18 protein-coding genes and 1 pseudogene are annotated in these 21,547 nt (G+C 62.1%); 15 read left to right on the plus strand and 4 right to left on the minus strand.

All coding sequences use genetic code 11. The annotated features are described in order from the left end of the window. Positions 1 to 16 precede the first annotated feature (16 nt). The 11 genes from HHL08_RS20075 to HHL08_RS20125 all read left to right on the plus strand — a co-directional run bounded on the left by HHL08_RS20075 (position 17) and on the right by HHL08_RS20125 (position 13,021). Positions 17 to 3,571 (plus strand): hydantoinase B/oxoprolinase family protein, encoded by a 3,555-nt coding sequence (locus tag HHL08_RS20075; protein ID WP_169574791.1) that lies wholly within the window; start codon positions 17 to 19, stop codon positions 3,569 to 3,571. Beyond that, positions 3,568 to 4,239, plus strand: a complete 672-nt coding sequence (locus HHL08_RS20080) for a DUF969 domain-containing protein (protein ID WP_169574792.1) — start codon at positions 3,568 to 3,570, stop codon at positions 4,237 to 4,239. Before HHL08_RS20075 ends, HHL08_RS20080 begins: the two co-directional genes overlap by 4 nt. Next, complete coding sequence (locus HHL08_RS20085) at positions 4,236 to 5,186, plus strand: DUF979 domain-containing protein (RefSeq protein WP_169574793.1); 951 nt, start codon at positions 4,236 to 4,238, stop codon at positions 5,184 to 5,186. Before HHL08_RS20080 ends, HHL08_RS20085 begins: the two co-directional genes overlap by 4 nt. Continuing rightward, on the plus strand, positions 5,177 to 6,172 hold the full coding sequence (locus tag HHL08_RS20090; protein WP_169574794.1) for a DUF2891 domain-containing protein: 996 nt from the start codon (positions 5,177 to 5,179) through the stop codon (positions 6,170 to 6,172). The genes HHL08_RS20085 and HHL08_RS20090 overlap by 10 nt, the downstream gene beginning before the upstream one ends. 633 nt (positions 6,173 to 6,805) lie before the next feature. Then, the gene (locus HHL08_RS20095) at positions 6,806 to 7,774 is read left to right on the plus strand and encodes an alpha/beta fold hydrolase (protein ID WP_169574795.1); all 969 of its coding nucleotides are present in this window, start codon (positions 6,806 to 6,808) and stop codon (positions 7,772 to 7,774) included. Between the two features lie 52 nt (positions 7,775 to 7,826). Beyond that, positions 7,827 to 8,549 carry an alpha/beta hydrolase gene (locus tag HHL08_RS20100; protein WP_169574796.1) on the plus strand — a complete coding sequence of 241 codons (723 nt, stop codon included), beginning with the start codon at positions 7,827 to 7,829 and terminating at the stop codon, positions 8,547 to 8,549. 13 nt (positions 8,550 to 8,562) lie between these two features. Then, positions 8,563 to 9,459, plus strand: a complete 897-nt coding sequence (locus HHL08_RS20105) for an alpha/beta fold hydrolase (RefSeq protein ID WP_169574797.1) — start codon at positions 8,563 to 8,565, stop codon at positions 9,457 to 9,459. 2 nt (positions 9,460 to 9,461) lie between these two features. Continuing rightward, positions 9,462 to 10,139, plus strand: a complete 678-nt coding sequence (locus tag HHL08_RS20110) for an isochorismatase family protein (protein WP_206378002.1) — start codon at positions 9,462 to 9,464, stop codon at positions 10,137 to 10,139. 57 nt (positions 10,140 to 10,196) lie between these two features. Next, entirely contained in the window at positions 10,197 to 10,844 is a 648-nt protein-coding gene (locus HHL08_RS20115; protein WP_169574799.1) for a pyridoxamine 5'-phosphate oxidase family protein, read from the plus strand. A gap of 3 nt (positions 10,845 to 10,847) precedes the next feature. Further along, positions 10,848 to 11,096, plus strand: coding sequence for a XapX domain-containing protein (locus tag HHL08_RS20120; RefSeq protein WP_169574800.1), 249 nt, complete (start codon positions 10,848 to 10,850; stop codon positions 11,094 to 11,096). Beyond that, the gene (locus tag HHL08_RS20125; protein WP_169574801.1) at positions 11,093 to 13,021 is read left to right on the plus strand and encodes an amidohydrolase; all 1,929 of its coding nucleotides are present in this window, start codon (positions 11,093 to 11,095) and stop codon (positions 13,019 to 13,021) included. Before HHL08_RS20120 ends, HHL08_RS20125 begins: the two co-directional genes overlap by 4 nt. 12 nt (positions 13,022 to 13,033) lie before the next feature. Here HHL08_RS20125 and HHL08_RS20130 read toward each other — a convergent pair whose 3' ends face one another. After that, positions 13,034 to 15,754 (minus strand): ATP-binding protein, encoded by a 2,721-nt coding sequence (locus tag HHL08_RS20130; protein WP_206378003.1) that lies wholly within the window; start codon positions 15,752 to 15,754, stop codon positions 13,034 to 13,036. A gap of 286 nt (positions 15,755 to 16,040) precedes the next feature. Here HHL08_RS20130 and HHL08_RS20135 point away from each other — a divergent pair. Beyond that, positions 16,041 to 16,523: pseudogene (locus tag HHL08_RS20135) on the plus strand (integrase core domain-containing protein); the annotation flags it as partial. A 35-nt stretch (positions 16,524 to 16,558) separates the two neighbouring features. On the opposite strand, the gene HHL08_RS20140 reads toward HHL08_RS20135, so the two are convergent. Continuing rightward, positions 16,559 to 16,810: a hypothetical protein gene (locus HHL08_RS20140; protein WP_169574803.1), complete on the minus strand. Its 252-nt coding sequence runs from the start codon at positions 16,808 to 16,810 to the stop codon at positions 16,559 to 16,561. A gap of 129 nt (positions 16,811 to 16,939) precedes the next feature. On the opposite strand from HHL08_RS20140, the gene HHL08_RS26390 reads away from it, so the two are divergent. Then, positions 16,940 to 17,815 carry a DUF7146 domain-containing protein gene (locus HHL08_RS26390; RefSeq protein WP_456242932.1) on the plus strand — a complete coding sequence of 292 codons (876 nt, stop codon included), beginning with the start codon at positions 16,940 to 16,942 and terminating at the stop codon, positions 17,813 to 17,815. A 57-nt stretch (positions 17,816 to 17,872) separates the two neighbouring features. On the opposite strand, the gene HHL08_RS20150 is transcribed toward HHL08_RS26390, so the two are convergent. Then, positions 17,873 to 18,148, minus strand: coding sequence for an HU family DNA-binding protein (locus HHL08_RS20150; protein ID WP_169574805.1), 276 nt, complete (start codon positions 18,146 to 18,148; stop codon positions 17,873 to 17,875). Positions 18,149 to 18,296: 148 nt separating this feature from the next. Between HHL08_RS20150 and HHL08_RS20155 the strand changes: the two genes are divergently transcribed. Both HHL08_RS20155 and HHL08_RS20160 read left to right on the plus strand, forming a co-directional pair. Next, complete coding sequence (locus tag HHL08_RS20155) at positions 18,297 to 20,336, plus strand: ParB/RepB/Spo0J family partition protein (protein ID WP_169574806.1); 2,040 nt, start codon at positions 18,297 to 18,299, stop codon at positions 20,334 to 20,336. 127 nt (positions 20,337 to 20,463) lie between these two features. After that, on the plus strand, positions 20,464 to 20,688 hold the full coding sequence (locus HHL08_RS20160; protein WP_235955184.1) for a type II toxin-antitoxin system Phd/YefM family antitoxin: 225 nt from the start codon (positions 20,464 to 20,466) through the stop codon (positions 20,686 to 20,688). A 185-nt stretch (positions 20,689 to 20,873) separates the two neighbouring features. Here HHL08_RS20160 and HHL08_RS20165 read toward each other — a convergent pair whose 3' ends face one another. After that, a complete protein-coding gene (locus HHL08_RS20165) occupies positions 20,874 to 21,539 on the minus strand; it encodes a UPF0149 family protein (protein WP_169574807.1) in 666 nt (221 codons plus the stop codon). Between the last annotated feature and the right edge of the window lie 8 nt (positions 21,540 to 21,547).

The raw sequence follows: 21,547 nt of genomic DNA on the forward strand, positions 1-21,547 counted from the left end.
GAGAGAGAGTAGCAGAATGAAGGCTTGGCGCTTTGCGGTAGATCGTGGCGGTACTTTCACCGATATCGTTGCGACGACCCCTGAAGGGAAGCTAGTGACCGAGAAGCTGCTGTCCCAAAACCCGGGATTTTATTCAGATGCCGCCAGCGAAGGCGTGCGGCGCCTGATGCTGCGGTATGGCAAAGGACCGATTGCTGAGCTGCGTATCGGCACAACGGTGGCGACCAATGCGCTGCTCGAACGGAAGGGGGAACGGTTGGCGCTGGCCATCACGCGCGGCTTCGGTGATGCATTGCAGATCGCCACGCAGGCGCGACCCGATATTTTTGCCCGTCACATTATGCTGCCCGAGCAACTGCCTGCCAGGGTGGTCGAGATCGATGAGCGGGTCGGGGTTGATGGCAAAGTTCTGCGGCCGCTCGACGACGCGCAGGTTCGGCAGCAACTTGACGCCCTGCGTGCCGACGGCTTCGATACTCTTGCGATTATCCTGATGCACGGGTGGAAGCACCGGGACCACGAGGCGCGGCTTGCGTGGATGGCGCGCGATATCGGCTTTACGCAAGTTAGCGTCAGTCACGAGGTGGCACCGCTCATCCGTCTCATCCCGCGCGGCGATACGACGGTGGTCGATGCCTATCTTTCGCCGGTGCTGCGGCGCTACACCGATGTGCTCGAGGCCAGCCTCCCCGCGACCGGGAGCCTGCGTTTCATGCAGTCGAACGGCGGGCTAGCGGAAGTGGGCGCGTTTCGCGGCAAGGATGCTATCCTGTCCGGCCCCGCTGGCGGCGTGGTCGGCATGATCGCGGCGAGCGCACCACTGGGCCATACCCGGCTGATTGGCTTCGACATGGGCGGCACGAGCACCGATGTTGCACATTATGCCGGCGAATATGAACTGACCGGCGACAGCGTGGTTGCGGGGGTGCGGGTCGCGGCACCGATGATGCAGATCCACACAGTCGCGGCGGGTGGCGGGTCGATCTGCCGCTTTGACGGCGCTCGCTTCAGGGTCGGGCCGGAAAGCGCCGGGGCGGACCCTGGCCCTGCCTGCTACCGCAAGGGCGGACCGCTAACCGTGACCGACTGTAATCTTTTCCTGGGTCGCCTCGATCCTGCGTTCTTCCCGGCCGTGTTCGGTCCACAGGGCGATGCCCCGCTTGATTCGGTGGCGGCACGAGGGCGGCTGGAAGAGGTTGCCGCAATGCTGTCCGAACCAAAGCCGCTTGAAGTGATTGCCGAGGGCTTCCTTGCCATCGCGGTGGACAATATGGCCAACGCCATCCGCAAAATCTCGGTCGCGCGCGGGCATGATGTGACGGCCTATGCGCTCGCTTGCTTTGGCGGAGCGGGCGGACAGCATGCCTGCAAGGTCGCCGATGCGCTGGGGATGGAGACGGTGTTGGTCCATCCGCTTGCAGGGATGCTCTCGGCCTATGGCATAGGACTTGCGCCGGTGAAGGTCATCCGCGAGGTCAGCCTCGTGCGGCCGCTGGACGAAAGCTTCGCTCGTGAACTGGCTGCGCTTGAGGAACAGGCGCGGCAGGAGCTCCTTGATCAGGGCATCGCTGCCGACGCGATCCGGATCGACAGCCGCGCAAGGCTGCGCTTTGCTGGCAGTGACAGTCAGCTAGCCATAGCGTGCGCCGATCCAGAGGCTATGGATGGAGCCTTCCGCAAGTTGCACCGCCAACGCTTCGGTTATTCCGACGCGGAGGCGACAATCATGGTGGAGGCACTGAGCGTCGAGGCCAGCGGGCAGGCGGGTGGGCTGACAACATTGGTTGAGCTGCCCCACACTTTGGCGCATGTCGATGCCATAATGCCCGGAGCTTGGAGGGCTCTTTCGCGTCGCGCCTTCGATGCAGGAAAATGCGAGGCGGGGCCACTGCTGGTCATCGACCCTGGGTCAACCACTGTGGTCGAGGAAGGCTGGCAGGCGCGGTTGGCCGATGATGGCAGCCTGATCCTGACCCGCTGCGCGCCGCTGGAGCGCGAGCGCGCAGCGGGAACGGATGTCAATCCGGTCCGGCTCGAGATTTTCAACAACCTGTTCATGGCCATCGCCGAGGAAATGGGCGTGGTACTGCAATCCACCGCCACCTCGGTCAACATCAAGGAACGGCTTGATTTCTCCTGCGCGCTTTTCGATCGCAGTGGGGCGTTGATCGCCAATGCGCCGCACATTCCGGTGCATCTTGGCAGCATGGGCGAAAGCATTGTGCGGGTGATCGATGCGCGTGGGAGCGGGCGCGACAGGCGCGGGTTTCGGCGCGGCGATGCTTATGTGCTCAATGATCCCTATCGTGGCGGCACGCACCTACCCGATATCACGGTGATCGTGCCCGTGTTCTACAGCGAAGAGGCGAGCGAACCCGATGCTTTTGTTGCAGCGCGCGGGCACCATGCCGATATTGGCGGGATCGCGCCCGGATCCATGCCGCCGGAAAGTCGGACAATTGAGGAAGAGGGTGTCCTGATCGACAATGGCTTGCTGGTTGACGAAGGGCAGTTTTGCGAAGCGGAAATGCGCAAATTGCTGGCGGCAGCGACATTCCCGGCCCGCAATCCCGACCGCAACCTGTCCGATCTGCGCGCCCAGCTTGCCGCCTGCACGCGTGGCGCGGAGCTGCTGCAGGGCGCAGCAGCGGATCATGGTCCAGACGTGATGGCGGCCTATATGGATCATGTTCTGGCCAATGCCGAAGAAAGCGTGCGGCGGCTGATCGATCGGCTTGAAGATGGCAGCTTTGCCTATGAAATGGACAATGGCGGGACAGTGAAGGTCGCCATCCGCATCGACCGCGCAAGCCGCTCGGCGGTGTTCGACTTTACTGGCACCAGCAACCAATTGCCGGACAATTTCAATGCGCCGCACGCGATTACCCGCGCTGCCGCGCTCTACGTGCTGCGCACGCTGATCGACGATGCGATTCCGATGAACGATGGCTGCCTGCGCCCGGTCGAACTGATTGTGCCAGAAGGCTCGATGTTGAACCCGAAGCCCGGCGCAGCCGTGGTCGCCGGGAATGTGGAAACCAGTCAGGTGGTCACCGATGCACTGTTCGCCGCTTGCCGCCGCCTTGCGCCGAGTCAGGGGACGATGAACAACTTCACGTTCGGTAATGAATATCACCAATATTACGAGACGATCTGTGGCGGTTCGGGCGCGGGTCCCGATCACGACGGGACGAGCGCGGTGCAGACGCATATGACCAACAGCCGTCTTACCGACCCGGAGATACTGGAAACGCGGCTGCCCGTGCGGATCGAGCGGTTTGCAATCCGCCATGGTTCGGGCGGGGTGGGTTTGCATTGCGGCGGCGACGGTGTCGAACGGCGCGTGACCTTCCTTGAACCGATGCGTGCCAACATACTTGCCAATCGCCGCCGGATTGCGCCAAGCGGGATATGCGGAGGCGAAGATGCACTGGCTGGCCGGAACTGGGTGGAGAGGGCGGACGGATCGCGTGAGGAGCTCGGGGCGACAGCGTCGGCGCATATGCAACCGGGTGATTGTTTTGTAATTCTCACCCCCGGTGGCGGCGGATTTGGGAAGGTGTCTCAATGAGCTATTGGCCACTCCTTGGAATTGCGATCGTCGTTGTTGGTTTTGCGTTGCGGTTCAATCCGCTGATGGTGGTGGTGGGTGCGGCGCTGGCGACTGGTGTGCTCGCCGGGTTCGATCTTGTTGCTGTGATCAAAGCGCTGGGCAAAGCCTTTAATGACAATCGCTACATCACTGTCACATGGATCATTCTTCCGGTGATAGGCCTGCTGGAACGGAATGGGTTGCAGCAACGCGCCCGCGCGGTGATCGAAGGAATGCGTGGCGCGACCATGGGCCGGTTGCTGGTCGCTTATCTTGCCCTTCGCCAACTCACCTCAGCGCTCGGCATGAAGGATATTGGCGGGCATCCGCAGGCCGTGCGCCCCTTGGTGGCACCTATGGCGGAGGCGGCGGCGATCAAGAACCATGGCGATCTATCTGAGGAGGACCGCGACAAGATCAAGGCCATGGCGGCTGCGACCGACAATGTAGGCCTGTTTTTTGGCGAAGACATTTTTTTCGCGATTGCCTCGATCCTGCTTATCCAGGGCGTGTTCGAGAGCGCGGGCTACCCCATGACCCCGTTGCAACTTTCCATCTGGGCAATCCCCACGGCCATCTGCGCCTTTGTGATCCACGGCGGCCGCATCCTCGCTTTCGACCGCCGGTTGGGGAGGGCACGCCCATGATCACCTACGAATGGCTTTACGCGCTGGCGGGCGCGGCCTTCGCGCTTTGGGCGCTGCTCAGCGTGCGTGAACGGCGCTGGGGCAACGCCGGGTTCTGGGCGCTGCTGGCCGCGAGCTTCCTGCTGGGCAGCCATGTCTCCGATCTCATGAACGGACTATTGGTGCTGGCGATGGTGGCGATTGCGGGGGGTGGCGGGCTGACGCGGAGCGATCCGCCGACGACCACGCCCCAGGAACGGCAGCTGCTGTCGGAGCGGCTTGGCAACCGGTTGTTCCTGCCAGCCCTGGTGGTACCGCTGATCGCTGTCGCGGGGACGCTGCTCTACAATTACACGCCTTTTAGCGAGACCGGATTGTTCGAGGCGCGGCGCGAAACGCTGATCCTGTTCGGGGTGGGCGTAGTGGCGGCGCTGATGAGCGCTATCGCGTGGCTGCGCCCGCCGCTGCTCGCTCCGGCCGAGGAGGGGCGGCGGCTGCTCGATTCGATCGGCTGGGCGGCGATCCTGCCGCAGATGTTGGCCGCGCTCGGTGCGGTGTTCGCGCTGGCGGGCGTTGGCGAAATTATTGGTAGCCTTGCAGGTGATATCATACCTCGCGGTAGCGTTTTTCTGACAGTTGTCGTCTTTGCGCTGGGCATGGCGTTGTTCACGGTGATTATGGGCAATGCCTTTGCTGCCTTTCCGGTCATGGCAGCGGCGATCGGAATTCCGCTCCTGGTCCAGCAATATGGCGGCAACCCAGCGGTGATTGGCGCAGTTGGCATGCTCGCCGGCTTTTGCGGAACGCTGTTGACCCCGATGGCGGCTAACTTCAACATCGTTCCCGCCGCGCTGCTTGCGCTGAAAGATCAGCATGGGGTGATCCGCCAACAGATCGGGACCGCTCTTCCGCTGCTGGTCTGCAATATTGTCATCATTTATGTAGGGGCTTTCCTGTTGTGGAATTGACCGAAGATATTGCCCGCAATTTCGCAAGGATAGCGCTTGGCCATGTGACGCGGCCCTATCCCTACAAGGACGACCATGTCTTCGAGAGCGACCAGGACGTCCGCGCCCCGCGCATGGCCCACCCGGTTTTCTTCGGCAGCTTTGACTGGCACAGCTGCGTGCACGGCTGGTGGACCTTGCTGACTTTAAGGCGGCAATATCCCGGCATGGCCGAAGCTGTGCCAATCGAGGCGCTAGCCGACGAAACCTTTACCGATGCCAAGCTCGCGGTGGAGTTGGCCTATCTCGACAGGCCGATGTCGCGCGGCTTCGAGAGGCCCTACGGATGGAGTTGGCTGCTATATCTGCATCTTGAGGCTGAGCGGCACGATGATCGCGAATGGTCTGTTCGTCTTGAACCCTTGGCACTGGCTTTCGCGGCGCGCCTTTGCGATTACCTTAGGATACTGACTTACCCGATTACCGTGGGAACACATTTCAATACGGCTTTTGCGCTGATCCTAGCACGACGTTGGGCGTTGGGTCGCGACGAGGCAATGGTGACCTTGATCGACGCGTGGGCAGAGCGAGCCTTTGGTAACCGTGCCGATTATCGCGGTTGGGAGCCGGGTGGCGACGAATTTCTCTCTCCCGTTCTCACTGCGGCACTATTGATGACCGAGACTCGGTCGAAGCGGACTTTTGCTCCCTGGTTCCGAGCCCTGGTGATTGCCAATGGCTGGCTTGAGAACGAATGCCGCCCTGCGCTCGTCTCCGACCGCACCGATGGAAAGATCGCTCATCTCGATGGTCTCAATCTCAGCCGCGCTTGGTGTCTTCGCATTATCGCAGATGCGCTTGACGATGAGGGAACGCAAAAGGCGCTGATGCTTTTGGCGGACGAACATCTTGATGCAACGCTGCCGCATGTGGCTGGTAATTATATGGGAGAGCACTGGCTCACCAGCTTCGCAGTTCTGGCGTTGCTCGTGCCAAAGCAAATCTAGCCACCAGCACGCCGCCGGACCCTTTTGTATCTACTCGTGGCCACTGACAGGAAGAGCGGACCGGCAAATCTATCTGACCCGAACGGAAGATTTTTGGAAGAGGCGCCGTTCGCGCTCGGCGAAAGAAAGGCGTATGTTGATCTCCTGCTGCTGAGTATGCCGGGTCGTCGGCTTCGTTCAAATCGATCGCCGCGTTCTGGGACTTTGCTGTCGTTCCCAGTCCATGCCTCAGAGGGCAGGTTTTTTCGGGAGCAGACACACGATGTTTGTCCATCTGGCCCGGGGGTACGACGAAGAGTGAGCCGTCTGCCAGTGGCGGAACCAGGGCGGTGAGATGCGATAGCGACTCAACGCCGATAGCTTCCCACACCACGCGGTTCACAGTGTCGCGGCGAGCGATCGAATTTGAAGATCCGCCATCGCGTGTCAGTAGGATCAGCCGTTCTCGCAATCTCATTTGAGTCAAAGTGGGCTGATCCATGAGTCCGATATAAAAGAATAGCTGTATTCAGATAGATAGCGGCTAATTTCCATAAATTTACCCCTATTTATCCCTTCCTCGAACCCGCTCGGTAGTAGCCCTTTGTCCACGGCGCTGATGTCCCTCGGCACCATGTTCGAAAGGCAAGGATCATGAAAAAACGACACCTCGTCAGCGCGCTGGCCATCCTCGCAGCCACGGCCCCGGTTGCCGTCCATGCGCAATGCGCTCCGGCCCAGGCTGCGGCATCGGTGCCTGTCATCCACTACAAGAGCACCACGATCGACGGCGTGAAAGTGTTCTACCGCGAAGCCGGACCGGCCGATGGCCCCGTGCTCCTCCTGCTGCATGGTTTCCCGACCTCGTCGCACATGTTTCGCAACCTGATCCCGCTGCTTGCGGATCGCTACCGGGTGATCGCGCCCGATTATCCGGGCTATGGCCAGAGCGACGCACCCGACCACAAGTCGTTCTCGTACACCTTCGCCAACCAAGCCGACATCGTCGACAAGCTTGTGACGAGGCTGGGCGCCCAGCGTTACGCCATGTACGTCATGGATTACGGTGCCCCCATCGGTTACCGACTGGCGCTCAAGCATCCCGAACGCGTCAGCGGTCTGATCGTGCAGAACGGGAACGCCTACAACGAAGGCCTGCAGTCGCCGTTCTGGGATCCGATCAAGGTCTATTGGCACGATCGTTCGCAAAAGAATCGGGACGCACTGAATGGCCTGGTCACGCTCGCCATTACGAAATTTCAGTACACCGACGGCATGGGCGATGTCGCGCGCATCAGTCCCGACAACTGGGTGCAGGATCAGGCGCTGCTCGATCGCCCCGGCAATCGCGACATCCAACTCGACATGCTCGGCGACTACGGGTCGAACGTTCCGCTCTACCCACAATTCCAGGAGTTCTTCCGCAAGTTCCGGCCGCCGACGCTGATCGTCTGGGGCAAGAACGACAAGATCTTTCCCGAAGCCGGTGCGCCTCCCTACCTGCGCGACCTGCCTGAGGCCGAGATGCACATCCTCGACAGTGGCCATTTCGCGCTCGAGGACAAGCTCGACGTGATGGCCCCGCTGATCCGCGGCTTCCTCGACCGCAAGGTCTGCAAGTGACCCCCCGCGTCCGGAGCCTTCGGGCTCCGGACAAACCCTGAAGGAATATCCCATGAATGGCTCTGCAACGGGCGGCCAGGCAATTGGCTCGCCGCCCCTTTCGATTGTCCTCGTCCACGGTGCGTTCGTCGACGCTTCGGGTTGGCAAGATGTCTATACCAATCTTTCCGCCCGCGGCTTCGAGGTTCTGGTCACCCAGCACCCGACCCTGTCGCTCGATGGCGACGTCGCGGTGGTCAAGCAGGCCATCGCCGCTGCCAGCGGACCGGTCTTACTGGTCGGACACAGCTACGGCGGCGCGATCATCACAGTCGCCGGGACCGATCCCAAAGTCGCCGCGCTGGCCTATGTCGCCGCATTCGTTCCCGATGCCGGCGAGTCGATCGGCACGCTGACGGCAGGGCCGCTGGAGGACGGCGAGGTCCCGGCTCCGGTGATCCCCGCCTCCAAAGGATTCCTGATCGTCGATCCGGTTGGGTTTCCGCAAGCCTTCGCCGCGGATGTCGAAGCGCGGACAACCCGGTTCATGGCCGCCGCGCAGCTGCCTTGGGGTCTCGAAGCCGTCGGCACTCCCCTAGCGACAGCGGCCTGGAGATCGAAGCCGTCGACCTACCTTGTCGCCGCCGCGGACCAAATGATCCCGCCACGTGCCCAGCGTCAGATGGCCCAGCGCGCCGCTGCGCCGATCACCGAAGTCACGGCGAGCCACGCCGTCATGCTCTCGCAGCCGGCGAAGGTTGCGGACTTTATCGCCGCCGCCGCTGCGTCGGTCTGAGGGGAGGATACCGATGACCCGGTCAGCCACTTTCCACCGCACGGTCTCCGTCGCTGGGACCGAGATTTTCTACCGCGAAGCCGGTGAGAAAGGGGCGCCGGTCATCGTCCTGCTGCATGGCTTTCCCAGCTCATCGCACATGTTCCGCAACCTCATTCCGGAACTGGCCGACCGGTACCACGTCGTCGCGCCAGACCTGCCGGGGTTCGGGCTGTCGGCCATGCCGCTGCCCGACCGGTTTGCCTACACCTTCGCGAATTTTGCCGAAGTCGTCGCCGCCTTCCTCGAGCAACTCGAAGTGACGCGCTACGCGCTCTACGTGATGGATTATGGCGCGCCGACGGGATTTAGGCTGGCCCTGGCGCACCCTGACAGCGTATCCGCCCTCATCATCCAGAACGGCAATGCCTACGAAGATGGAATGGGCGCGTTCTGGAATCAGACGCGCGCCTATTGGGCCGACAACGGTGCCGGCAATCGCGATGGCATGCGCCCATTTCTCTCGCTGGAAGGCACACAGTTCCAGTACCTGACCGGCGCGCGCGATCCGGCCAGGATCGACCCGGCCGCCTGGCTGCACGATCAGCTGTTTCTCGACCGACCAGGCGCCGCCGAGATCCAGCTGGACATCATCTACGATTATCGGACCAACGTGGCCCTCTACCCGGCGATCCATGCCTACTTCCGGCAGCACCAGCCGCCCGCATTGATTCTGTGGGGAGCCAATGATCCCATTTTCCTGACGGCCGGCGCGCAGGCCTATCTGCGCGACCTGCCCGCAGCCGAGCTTCGCCTATTCGACACCGGCCATTTCGCGCTTGAGGAGAGGGCGGACGAAATGATCCCCGTATTGCGCGATTTTCTCGCACGAGCCCTCTCAAACGGCCCCCAATCCAACCAAGGAGAATGACCATGACCGTCAAGCACACCAAGACCAGCATCCTGCCCTCTGGCGGCGGCGTTGCCCTGCTCGATCCATCCGACGCGCTGATCCTGCTGCTCGATCACCAATCGGGCCTGTTTCAGACCGTCAAGGACATCTCGGTCGCCGATCTGCGCCGCAACGTCGAGATGATCGCGAGGCTTGCGACCCTTCTCGACATCCCGGTGATCACCACCGCCTCTGAGCCGAATGGCACCAATGGGCCGCTGATGCCCGAGATCGAGCAATATGCCCCGCACGCGGTCTATGTGCCGCGCAAGGGCGAAGTAAACGCCTGGGACAATAACGACTTCGTCAGCACTGTCGCCGCCACGGGACGCAAGACCCTGATCATGGCTGGCGTGTGGACGAGCGTCTGCGTGATGTTCCCGGCGCTCGACGCCCGCGCCGCAGGCTACGACGTCTACGCCGTGATCGATGCCTCGGGCGATCCGAGCGAGATGGCATCACGCACCTCTCTTGCCCGGTTCGTCCAGGGCGACGTGATCCCGACGACCACCAACGCTCTGCTGTCCGAACTCCATCGCACCTGGGCCCGCCCCGAAGCGGCCGAGCTCGGCGTGCTCTACGGCTTGGTCGCGCCAAACTATGCCGCCGTGGCGGAAAGTTATGCCCGCGCGCAGCAGGCGGCTCGGCAGTCTAATTGACCACGATCGGGCAATACCGCCCGGCGAACGCGAACCGATAGAAAGCGAGAAACGAAAATGCCCTATGGCTTCATGGACATCGCGATCACTCCCAGCGTTCGCCGGGCGCAAGCCGAAATGGGTGCCGATCACCTCTGGTCCGGCTTCGCGGGGCACCGGGAATTCGGCCTCTTCGGTCCGCGCGAGCAAGAGTTCATCGCGCGGCGCGACAGCTTCTACATGGCCTCGGTTTCCGAAACGGGTTGGCCCTACGTGCAGCACCGCGGCGGCCCCGCCGGCTTTCTTAAGGTACTTGACGACCGGACCCTCGCCTTCGCCGACTATCGCGGCAACCGTCAGTACATCACCACCGGAAATGTCGCGGCGGAAGACCGGGTCTGCCTGTTCCTGATGGATTATCCGCGCAAGGCGCGGCTGAAGATCTACGCGACCGCGGAGACGGTGGCGCTCGATGCGGATCCGGACCTGTCCGCAGCGGTAGCGGACGAAGCCTATGGCGCCAGAGTGGAACGGTTTTTCCGCATCCACCTCAAGGCGTTCGACTGGAACTGCCCGCAGCACATCGTGCCGCGGTTTACCGAGGCGGAGGTTGCGGCTGGGACGCAGATACTGCGCGACCGGCTCGCCGCACTCGAAACCGAAAACCAGCATTTGCGCGCGCGTCTCGACGGACGCGACATGACACCCCTTGCCGAAGGAAGCTGACCTATGAAACCCTATCTCTTTTCGCTCGGCGCCGGCCTGCTGGTGGGAGTGGTCTACAGCCTGCTCGGCGTGCGATCGCCGGCGCCGCCGATCATCGCGCTGGTCGGACTGGCCGGAATCCTGCTCGGCGAACAAGTGACCCCGATCGCCCGCCGGCTCGTCGACCGAGTCGAACTCACCCGATTCATCTGCACCGGTTGCGCCCACCACGTGCTGGGCAAACTGCCCGCCAAGGGGGAGCGCAACGCATGAACCTGACCCGCCGCCAGGCGCTTGCGAGCGCCGCAACCACCGCTCTTCTTTCCGTGACAGAAAGCTTCGCCATGACCGCTTCCGACACCATCATCGTCAACGCCAAGGTGACCACGCTCGACCGCGAGAATCCGGTGGCTACGGCGGTGGCGATCCGGAACGGCACGTTCCTGGCCGTCGGCTCCGAGCCCGAGGTCCGCGCCGCGGCCGCGCCGGGTGCACAGGTAATCGACGCGAGGGGCCGCCGCTTGATCCCGGGTCTGATCGACAGCCACATCCACGTCATCCGCGGCGGGCTGAACTACAACATGGAGCTGCGGTGGGAGGGCGTGCCCAGTCTTTCGGAAGCGATGGCTATGCTCAAGCGCCAGGCCGAGAACACCCCGCCGCCACAGTGGGTGCGCGTGGTCGGCGGCTTCACCGAGCACCAGTTCGCTGAAAAGCGCCTGCCCACGCTCGACGAGATCAACGCCGCTGCGCCCGAAACGCCGGTGTTCATCCTCCACCTCTACGACCGCGCCTTGCTCAACGCCGCGGCGCTGAGAGTGGTCGGCTACACCAAGGATACCCCGAACCCACCTGGCGGCGAGATCGTTCGCGACGCGGCCGGCAATCCGACCGGACTGCTGCTGGCCCAGCCCAATGCGGCGATACTCTATGCGACCCTCGCCAAGGGCCCTAAGTTGCGCGAAGATTACCAGCTCAACTCGACCCGTCATTTCATGCGCGAATTGAATTCGCTTGGCGTCACCAGCGTGATCGACGCGGGCGGCGGCTTTCAGAACTATCCCGACGACTACCAGATCATCGCGAAGCTGCACGCCGACGGCGAGCTGACCTTGCGAATCGCCTACAACCTGTTCACCCAAAAGCCGAAGGAGGAGCTGAAGGACTTCGCGACCTGGTCCACCCAGGTGAAGCCGGGGCAGGGGGACGACACCTATCGTCACAACGGCGCCGGCGAGATGCTCGTCTACTCCGCGGCCGACTTCGAAGATTTTCGCGTCGCTCGCCCTGACATGCCACCCGAAATGGAAGGCGATCTCGAGCCGGTGATCCGCCTGCTCGCCGAGCGCCGCTGGCCCTGGCGGCTGCACGCGACCTACGATCAGACGATATCGCGTGCGCTCGACGTGTTCGAGAAGGTCAACCGCGACATTCCTCTCCAGGGGCTCAACTGGTTCTTCGATCATGCCGAGACGATCAGCGAGCGCAATATCGATCGGATTGCCGCGCTGGGCGGTGGAATCGCCGTGCAGCACCGCATGGCCTTCCAGGGCGAATACTTCGTCGAGCGCTACGGCACCAAGGCGGCCGAGGCGACACCGCCGATCAAGCGGATGATGGACGCCGGCCTGCCGGTGGGCGCAGGCACCGACGCTACCCGCGTGGCCAGCTACAACCCCTGGGTCTCGCTGTCGTGGTTGGTCACATCAAAGACCGTCGGCGGGCTCACGCTCTATCCCGCGCGGAACCGGCTCGACCGCGAGACGGCGCTGCGGCTGTGGACCGAGAAGAACAGCTGGTTCTCGAACGAGGTCGGCAAAAAAGGCCAGATCAAGAAGGGCCAACTCGCTGACCTGGCGTTGCTGTCGGACGACTACTTCTCCGTACCCGAAAGCGAGATCGTCCACTTGCGAGCCGTCCTGACGATGCTCGGCGGCACGGTGGTCCACGGTGACGGCGATTTCGGCGCGCTCGCGCCCACGCTGCCGTTGCCGATGCCTGACTGGTCGCCAGTGGCGACCTTTGGCGGTTATCACCGTGCGAGCGAAACCGCGCGTAAAATGGCGTCGGCCTGCGGATGCGCGTCATCGTGCGGCATCCACGGGCATGATCATGCGGCCGCTTTAGGAGCCAACGTCCCCGCGGCAGACACGCAGTCGTTCTGGGGCGTGTTCGGTTGTGGATGCTGGGCTGTCTGAGGACTTTGAAGATTAATCAGGTCGGATCCCTGACTCCGCAATCGATGCTTCGATCCGACGGGTAAACGCCGCGGTTCCCATGGACGCAGACCGGGAAAAGCCCCGGCGAAAGTACCGCCCGGCGACGTCCCTTTTCCCTGATTGGGCCGCGATAAGCGCCGCGACGCGCCACAGTTCTCGGTGCGACCAGCGTTCCTGGCGGACATCACGCCATTCGAGGACGGGTCGCAGAGCCCGCGCCGCGCGCTCGCAGTCGCCAGCGCGCAGCCAAGCCTCGGCGAGGAGGCTGCGATAGAGACTCGTGCGCAAGCGCCATCCGCTAGCCCACAGCGCATCGATACTGTTTGCCATCGTCTCCAGCCCATCGCCGTGACCTCGCGCCGCCGCGATTGCCCCAGCGAAGAAGCGCGCAGTTCCCTCGTAGATGCCGACGCTCTCGCGCCGTGCCACCTCGGCCAGCCTGCGTTGTAGATCTTCGGCCCGCGCCAACTGTCCATCAAGGAAGGCTGTCGGCAGCCCCGCCAGGCAGATGGCGTTGCCAAGTGAAATCATGTGGTCGAGGCTGCTCGCCCTCGCGACGGCGCGATCTGCGAGTTCGGCCGATGCCGCGCTACGGCCTTGCAGCCAAGCGAGAAGTGACGAGGACAGGTCGATCGCGACGGGCAGGTCGACCTGGAAGCGCGACAGGCCTTGCTCGTCTCCTGCCTCTCCCCAGGCTTGCTGCAGGAACTGCAAGCGGGAGTCCGCCGAAGCCAGGCGCCCGATATAGATTTCGTCGTGCGCGAGAAATCTCATTCCGCCCGGCGCCTTCGTCCAATCGACATCAGCCGACTTGGCAAAGTCCAGCATGCTGCGCAGCGCCTTCATCGGCCGGCCGGAATAGGCGAGGTAGACGGCCTCGCCGCATACGGCTTGGAGGGCAAGATCACCGTCCCGCGCGGCGTCGGCACACCTAATGCTTTCGCGCCAGACCTCACCCGTCCGTGGATGTACTTGACTGGCAAGTGTCATGGCCCAGGCCTGCGCCATAAGCATTCGGGCACGACTCCGCAGCGACAGGTCGCCGTCGCCGCCAGACACCAGGGCCTGCTCGATCGCGGCCAGCATCTCCTGGAAAGCCGACAGTTCCTGCCACAGCGGCAGCGCGGCGGCGACCAGGTCGATGCCGATGCGCGCGTCGCCACCAGGACCGAAGGCCCAGCGGATCGCAGCGCGCAGATCATCCATCTGCTCTCCGTACCGACCCAGCCATTCGCGGGAGCTCTGGTAGGACCATTCGCGTTCCGCCTGCTGCATACGAGCCAGGACACGGGCCGCGAACAGTCGTTTCGCCACATCGATATGGTGTGATCCCAGCAAACGCTGCGAGGCGTAAATCCAGGTGCTTTCGACGAGGCGATAGCGCAGCGTGCCCGCAATCACGTCCGCGGAAACCAAGGACTTGGCGACTAACTGGCCGAGCCCGTCACGCCCCGCCATCGAATCGAGCCCGCCTGCGGCATAAATGCTTTCCGCGTCCTCAGCGCTGAACCGGCCGGCAAACACCGACAGCAGTTCCAGGAGCACCGCTTCGTGTTCCGGCAAAAGGCGGTAACTCCAGTCCAGCGCGGCCTCGAGTGTCTGGTGTCGCAGCGGAGTATCACGCGGCCCGCGGTGCATCGCGCCAAAGCCGTCCCGGAAAAGGTCTGTCAGCGCATCGGCGTCGAAGCCACCTGCAGTCCCTGCAGCGAGTTCGATCGCCAAAGCGAGTCCATCGAGCCGCGCGCAGATTGCCGCCACGGCTTGCACATAGGCAGGATCGAGGTCCGCATCCTCGGCGCGCCCTGCCTTGGCAAGGAACAGGCGAACGGCAGGATACTGCAAAGCCTCCTCAAAGCTCGTGGCCGTGCCTGGTTCGGGAAAACCGAGTTTGGCCAGGTGAAGCACCTGTTCGTGCCGGGTGCGCAGTGGCTCACGACTTGTTGCGACGATCTGGGCATCGGGCACAGCGTGGGAAATCCGCTCCAGCAGGGCTGCTGTCGTGGCGATCACATGCTCGCAATTGTCAATAATAAGGATCGGACGCTCGGCACGCAGCAGAGCGATGACACCGGCGATCGGGTCGTCGATGCCCAGTGAAATACCGAGCGCCGCCGCCATCGCCGGAATCACGAACTGGGCGCTGTTAAGGGTCGACAGATCGACGAAGGCGACAGGCTGACCGGCGGTCCGGCAATACTGTGCGGCAGTGACCGCGATCGATGTTTTGCCCGCGCCTCCGGGACCGACGATCGTGACATAGCCATTCTGCCGCATGCGCTCGGCAATTTGGTGAATCGCATCTTCGCGCCCGTAGAGGTGAGGCGCGCTGGGTGGAGGCGACAGGCGCGGCCCGTCAGGTCCGGCTGAAGGTGCCAAGTGTATCTCTTTGGCCGAGTCCAATGCTGCGACGAATTTATAGCCCCGGCCCGCGATTGTGGCGACGTAGTCGGTTGCCGGATCGCAAGCCGCCAGAGCGCGCCGCAGATTGCCGACGTTCACCTTCAGATTATGCTCATGCACCAGATAGCCGGGCCAGACGTGAGCGAACAGTTCGGCTTTGCTGACTATTTCGCCAGCGCGGCGAACGAGTAGCGTCAAAATGTCGAACGCCCGTCCGCCCAGGCTGATAGGTTCTCCGCGGTGCAGCAGCGCCTGACGATCCGGGATCAATTCGAACTCACCGAACCGGAAAGACGATCGTTCGGTCTGCAACTGGTATTGCCCTTCGTTTAACGCCAAACAATTACTTACGCGTACATCGGGGCTGTTGTAGCGCAGTGGGTGCGCCATCGCTAGCGGTTGCAGATCATGTCCGTGCTCCTGCCTGAAGCCTTCGGACCCTGTTTGCGCGAGTGATAGCATCTACTGAATGCGCTTTCGGAATTGGTGGCCGGCCAACCGGTCAATCGAAATAAGGCGCGTTGACGATCGCGCGCTTGACCCGTGCGATCGTCAGCTTCCGGCAATACTGGACGTTCACAGGCGGTGGAGTGAACGACTGGCTTTGGTCGACTCCCGCCGGGAGAAACTATGCTTGGTCGGCCACACCAGCATCTCGGGTGCCCAAGTGGCGCGTGAACTCGATACGCTGGTACGGCTCTATGGCAAACCGGCTTACATTGTCAGCGATAACGGAACCGAGTTCACCAGTCGGGCGATCCTGGAATGGGCTGGCAAGAATAAGGTCGAGTGGCATAACATCGACCTGGGCAAGCCTCAGCAGAATGGGTTCATCGAGTGCTGCAACGGCTCGCTGCACGATGAACTGCTCAGCGAGGAGTTGTTTGACAGCCTGGCCGATGCCCGCCGGAAGCTGGCCATCTGGCGCTACGATTACAACAATGTTCGGTCCCACTCGTCGTTGGGAAATCGGACGCCTGCACAAACGCGCCGGGCGTTCGAGCAAGACGAGAGCATCACGCCCGACGCGCTTGTGCAGCCGCAGGGGCCATCGTATTTAACCGCAAGAGCCTCGTTATGATCGAGGGACTGACGGGGGGCAGGTCATCTGGGCACTCATTCAAGCAGCGGTGTCGCAAGACTATGCATCACCTTGGCCATTTCTGCCCGCGTCCGGCCCGACAACCTGATGAAAATTCGCATGCGATCACGGGGATGGAGAATGCGATCAAGTAGATCATCACCCAACATTTCGATGGTCCTGCGATAGACACCCGCTTGTCTCGTATCGGCGGCATTGGGCAAAAATTGCCTCAGTACTTCATCCAAATTCTGCTGCTCGATTATGAAGAGATCGAACAGCATCATCCCGTCTGATTCCTGATAACGCTCGAGACCCAATCAATTCGGAAGTCCGCCTGGTTCGCAAGTGCAAAAGGATCGATCGCACTGGAGGGGAGGCTGAGAGGGGAAATGAACCTAGGCGAGACTATGACGATGAAATCTCTCAAACTGGAATTTGAAGGCGCAACCCTCTGCAAGAAGCTGGGCGGAACATGGCAGCAAGATCGCGGCCTGTGCCTGTGTCCGGCCCATGATGACCATAATCCAAGCCTCTCTATCCGTGTTGGCAGGCGCGCGCTGCTCTTTAAATGCTTTGCCGGTTGCGACACGAGAGACGTCCTGCGAGCAATCCGGCATTTACGCCTGCCTTTTGCGGACCGCCACATTTCCGATTTGTCGCGCAACGTGCCCTCGCCTCACGCGGGTGCAGGGCCAGCCCTACGCATATGGAACGCCTCCGCAGCCCTCGTGGGCACGCCTGCGCAAAGCTACCTGTCTGGGCGCCTGCTCACGCCGCCCTGGCATGATCTGCGCTATCATCTACGAACGCCGCTGGGACGAGGCAACCGCGCGCTGTTCCGGCCCGCCATGATTGCCGCCGTACGGGAGCGGCGGCAGATCGTTGCCGTCCACCGCACCTTTCTTGATGCCGCAACCGCCACCAAGGCAAAGGATTTGGCCGATCCCCGCATGATGCTCGGACGTCCGGGGCGCGGCGCGGTACAACTCATGCCTCCCGCTTCGGTGCTCGGCCTCGCCGAAGGCATCGAGACCGCGCTGGCGGCGATGCAACTGCACAAGATCCCGGTATGGGCGATCCTCGGGACAGAACGGGCCGGCCATATCCTGCTACCCGACAGTCTCGAACGCCTCGTTCTGCTGTTCGACCGGGATGAGGCTGGATGGAAAGCCAACAAAAATGCGCGCCTCGCCTATGAGCGTCCTGGCCTTGAGATCATCAGCGCGTGGCCGCCGCCGCCCAATAATGATTGGGCGGATGTACTGGAAGGGCAGTCACGCGCTGCCTGATTACCATGATGCGGCTCCGCTGCCCTGCACCTGTTGGCAGCAGAGCAGCGATATAGGTCAGCCGTTAAGACGGTCCTTGATCGCCTTGGCGGGCGTGAACGTCAGCTTCTTGGACGCCTTGATCGCGATAGTTTCGCCGGTCGCCGGATTGCGGCCCTCGCGTGCCGCGACGTCCTTGACCTTGAACTTGCCGAAGCCGTTCAGGGAAATCTCGTCCCCTTTGGCCGCTGCGTCGGCAATGACCCCAAACAGGGCATCGACGAGTTTGCGTGCATCAGCCTTGGTCAGTCCATGATCGGCGCTGAGCGCTTCAGCCAGCTCGGAATTGTTCATAAACGTCCTCCTGAAATTATGCAGCTGCCGTGTCTAGCGGCACGGCACCCTGCCGTCACGCCTCAAAACGGCGCAAACGAAAGGAGAGGGGGAGGGTGGCGAATGCGCGGTTCGATGTGCGGGCCGCGGCTTTTGCGGAGTTTGTTGCATGACCAAACCATCCATCCTCATCCCGGCAACCCATCTCACCAAGTCGCCCGTCAATGTGCGCAAGCGGACTGATCCGCGCGCTGACGCTGAACTCGAAGCCAGCATCGCCGGACATGGGCTCATCCAGAATCTCGTTGGCGTGCCGGTCTCCCGTAAGAAAGGTCATTATCGCATCACGGCCGGTGGCCGCCGCCTTGATGCGATCCATCGCCTGATCGAGAAGGGAACGCTGCCTGCCGATTATGATGTCCCCGTCCTTGTTCTTGCCAAAGCGAAGGACGGCCGCGAAATCAGCCTTGCTGAAAATTATGACCGGCTGCAGATGTCGCCTGCCGAAGATTGTCTGGCATTTCGCGATCTGATCGAGGTCGAGGGCCGCAGCACGGCGGAGATCGCCAAGCGCTTCGGCATCGAGGAACGCTTTGTCGTCGGGCGCTTGCGTCTCGCGAACCTCGCCCAGCCGATCTTCGATGCGCTCGAGGCTGACGAAATCACGCTCGATGTGGCCAAGGCCTATGCGACGACCGCGGACACCGCCCGTCAAACGGCGATATGGGAATCGCTGAGAGGCAGCTATTCCCGCGACAATGTGAATGAAATCCGACGGGCGCTCAATGGCTACAGCTATCGCGCAACCGACCCAAAGGCCCTGCTGGTCGGGCGGGATTCCTATATCGCGGCAGGTGGCCGTGTCGAGGACGCGGACCTGTTCTCCACTGCAGCCGACGAGCGCTGGATCGACACCCATATTCTCGATGATCTGGCGGAGACGAAACTCGCCGCGCAGGCCGAGGCAATGCGTGAGCGCGAAGGCCTGGGGGAAGTGCGCATCGTCACCGGCGCGCGAATCCCCTATATGGAGACCTATGCGCTGCAGCCGCTGACCGGCGTGGCCGAACCGCTCACGCAGGAGCAGGAAGCGCGTAAACAGGAGATTGAGGAGGAGATTGCCGAGATTGAACTGCTTGCCGAAAACGAGGCCTATGAGCCGGAAGAGGATGAGGAACAGCGCTATGCTGCCCTCCAGGCGGAACTCACGGCGATCATTGAGCGCGAGGTTGTGATCGATCCTGAGCAGAAAGCGACCGCTCTTGGCTATGTGGTGCTCGGCCAAGACGGCACGCCGCAAATCCATCATCAACTCTATGTCGCGCCGGTGTCTGATGAAGAGAGCGGCGAGGCCGATGATGACGGCGACGAGGGCGACGATAATGCCAGCGTTGAAACGCAGGAGAACGATACCGCCGATGACGCTCGCCCGGTGATGAGCCAGCGCCTTCGCGAAATGTTGGCGATGATGAAGACTGAACTTCTTGCGGTCCACGTCGCCAGTGATCCCGCATTCGCGCTAGATCTGGGCACCTTCATCATGGTCGATCGTGAATCCCGCCTGGCGTCCTTCGACATGCCGAGCGATCTGCGGGCTTCGGTGCCTTCCCGTCTCTTGCCCGACTTCAAGCCGGAAACGGCGGCGGCGGGTGAATGGACGAAGCTCGACGAGGCACTCGATCGGAGCTGGCTCCACCACCAGGCCGTTCCAGATCGTTATGATGCCTTCTGTGCGCTGCCCGACGATGCACGTGCGGCCTGGCTCGGATGGGCGATCGCGCGCACGCTTCATGCCGTTCCTGCCGGACGACGCGAGGCAGGCTTTCTCGATCATCTGGGCCGCAAGCTCGGGATCGATGTCGCGGCCTGGTGGCGGCCGACGGCGCTCACCTACTTCGACAAGCTGACCAAGCCAGGCATCCTCGCCTTGTTCGAAAAGATTGGCGGACTGGAACTTCGCATGCGTTATTCCGGGTCGAAGAAGCACGATCTGGCCGCGTCGGCCGAGCGGCTATTTGGTGGCGATGTCATCATCGAGCCCGAAATCCAGGAACGGGCGCTCCTCTGGCTACCCGACGAAATGCGGTTCGCTGCCCCGGAAAACGGCGAAGAGCCGACCTCGCCCGACAATAGCGGGCACGACCTGGCGGACATGGTGAACAAGGAAGGTGGCAACGAAGGCGACCAAAGCTTCGCGCAAGCCGCCTGAACATGGCCGGGGGCAGGGCTTAGTCACCGCCCCCGGTTTCGGCCTTGGATGGAACTGTGCAACGGTCTAAAATGAGCCGCTGCTCTTAATCGCCAGGGATAATGGCCCATGCATATTTCCATATCTGATGCGGCAGGCCAACTCATCGACCTTTGTTCGGCGCTCGGAAGCGGGGGAAGAAATCATCCTGACCCGTGAGGGGCACGCTGCTGTCCGTCTTGTTCCGGTCAATATGCCTACTGACAGGGCCAGCCGCCTCGTTTTGCTGGAAGAGATGCGCTTGGCCGCCACAGCCAAGACGACAACTGGCCCCAATGCGGCAAATAGCCAGGACTTTACTTTATGGCGATGAGGGCATGCCCGGATGATTGCGGTCGGCACGTGAAAGAGCGAACGTGTCTGCTGCTTTTGTCGGAGACGATTTCAGTCGGGGCGGATGTCGATCGCCGTTTAACTTCATCGGGTTGACGGGTTTGGAAGCGCGCAGAGGAAGACCCATCTGACGGTCATGCCGCGCCCGCAGTTGTCCGCGATCATTTAGTTCAAGCCGCAGCACTTCTTGTACTTGGTATCCGACCCGCAGGGACATGGATCGTTACGCCCCGTCTTTTCGCGCTTGATGGTGACCGGTCGGTAGGGGTCATTTTCAATCCGCCACTGGTGCAGCATCTCGATCCAGATCGGGATCAGGTCAGGTGCTTCCCGATCCCATTGGTCTTCCGCAGTGAGAGTCAGCTTTTTCGTCCCATCGGCAAACGCGCGAAGTTCGCGAATACCCTCGATCGCGGCGCGGCAACCGGGATCATCGTCATTGAGGACACGCTGCCAGCCCGAAAGGGCGAGATCCATTGCCTGTCCGAAACCCTCGATCCACATCTCCCACAATGTCTCGTCCGTTCGCGTGTCGATTTCGAACACCGGTTCGAAGCTGCCCGGCTGACCCAGGCAGGCCAGGATGACGTGATAATGGTGCATGATGAGGTCTGTGAAATGCTGGAAATCGCCCATTTCACTAAACTGCAGCATGCCCGTGCCGTCATCACCAGCCCAGATCTTCTTCAGCCATTGGCTGGGTGCAAGCAGATCGGGGCTGACGAGGATTCCGGTGAGGAAGCCGTCGAGCTGCGACAGCAGCATGCAATCCTCGCCCTGATCAAGCAGCAGCCGATCGAGTTCGCCGAGATAGTCGAGTGGAATAGCCATGCTCTTCC

The sequence above is a fragment of the Sphingobium psychrophilum genome, from assembly GCF_012927105.1.
Lineage (GTDB): Bacteria > Pseudomonadota > Alphaproteobacteria > Sphingomonadales > Sphingomonadaceae > Sphingobium > Sphingobium psychrophilum.